This window comes from Streptomyces sp. NPDC005195, from assembly GCF_040608315.1.
Lineage (GTDB): Bacteria > Actinomycetota > Actinomycetes > Streptomycetales > Streptomycetaceae > Streptomyces > Streptomyces kaempferi.
Map to the genome: position 1 here is coordinate 1 of NZ_JBEXHZ010000330.1, position 1,449 is coordinate 1,449.

1 protein-coding gene and 1 pseudogene are annotated in these 1,449 nt (G+C 75.8%); both read left to right on the forward strand.

Annotated features, from left to right (window positions below; genetic code table 11):
* A pseudogene (locus ABZV34_RS39420) lies at nt 1–225 on the forward strand (hypothetical protein); the annotation flags it as partial.
* Nucleotides 222–1,449, forward strand: a 1,228-nt coding sequence (locus ABZV34_RS39425) for a beta-ketoacyl-[acyl-carrier-protein] synthase family protein (protein WP_356288099.1), incomplete at its 3' end; no start/stop codon positions are given. The pseudogene ABZV34_RS39420 and the gene ABZV34_RS39425, both read left to right, overlap by 4 nt.

A 1,449-nucleotide genomic window follows, 5' to 3' on the forward strand; every position in this document is an offset into this window, starting at 1 on the left:
GCCGCCGCCGGCCCCGGCGCCTGGCACCTGGCCGGCGTGCGCGGGGTCCGCTTCAAGCACTTCGTCGGCCCCGGCGACCAGGTCCACCTCACCGTCGAGGTGAGCGAACACAGCCCGCAGCGCACCGCATGCCGGGCCACCGCCCGGGTCGAGGGCCGGGTGGTCGCCACCGTCCGCGCCCTGACCCTGGTCGGCGCCACCACGACCCGGGAGGGCACAGCATGAGCGAGCAGCGCCGCCGCGTGATGGTCACCGGCATCGGCCTGATGACCGCGATCGGCCAGAGCGCCGCCGAGACCTGGGACAGCCTGCTGGAGGGCCGCTGCGGCGTCGGCCCGCTGCGCGCCTACGACCCGGCCCCGCTGCGCACCGGCATCGGCGCCGAGATCCACGGTTTCGACCCCACCCGGTGGGCGAGCCGGCGCACCCTGCGCATGTTGTGCCGCGGCGACCAACTCGCCCTGGCCGGCGCCACCCTCGCCCTGCGCGACGCGGGCCTGGACGGCGAGAGCGACCTGGGCGGGCGCACCGGGCTCTTCCTCGGCAGCAACAAGGAAATGCCCCGCATGGACGAACTCATCGCCCAGCTCCAGGCCGTCCGCGCCGACGACGGCACCCCCGACCTGCACCGCCTCGGCCGCACCGCCTCCTCGGTCGTCGCCCCCCTCTTCTTCGTGGAGGGACTGCAGCCCGCCGCCGCCTTCCACATCTCCGAGAAGTACGGCATCCGCGGCGCCAACGCCTACTTCGCCGGCACCGCCGACTCCGGCGCGATGGCGATCGGCCGGGCCATGCGCACCGTCCGCCGCGGCGAGGCCGACATCGTCCTCGCCGGCGGCTACGACGACGCCACCGGCTGGTGGGCGATGTCCAAGATGGACGGCCTCGGCGTCCTGAGCACCCGCACCGACCTCGGCCCAGAGGCCTTCCGCCCCTTCGACCGCGACCGCTCAGGATCCGTGTTCGGCGAGGGCGCCGCCCTGCTCGTCCTGGAGGAACGCGCACACGCCCTGGCCCGCGGCGCCCACTGCTACGCCGAGGTCACCGGATTCGGCGCCGGCAACGACTGCGTCCGCCCGCCCAGCCCCCAGCCCCGCGCCCGCGGCCTGGCCCGCGCGATCACCCGCGCCCTGCGCGACGCCGAACGGCCCTTCCCCGACGGCGGCTACATCGCCGCCCACGGCTGCGCCACCCTGCAGGGCGACGCCAGCGAGACCGTCGCCCTGCACGACGCGCTCGGCACCGCCGCCAAGTCCGCCCAGATCAGCAGCGTCAAACCACAGACCGGGCACCTGGTCGGCGGCGCCGGAGCACTCAACGCGGCCGTCGCCGCGCTCGCCCTGGACAGCGGCACCGTGCCCGCCACCCTCAACCTGCACCGCCCTGCCCCCGAGTGCGACCTCGACTACGTCCCCCTCAGCCCCCGCCACACCCGCCCCGACAGCGCCC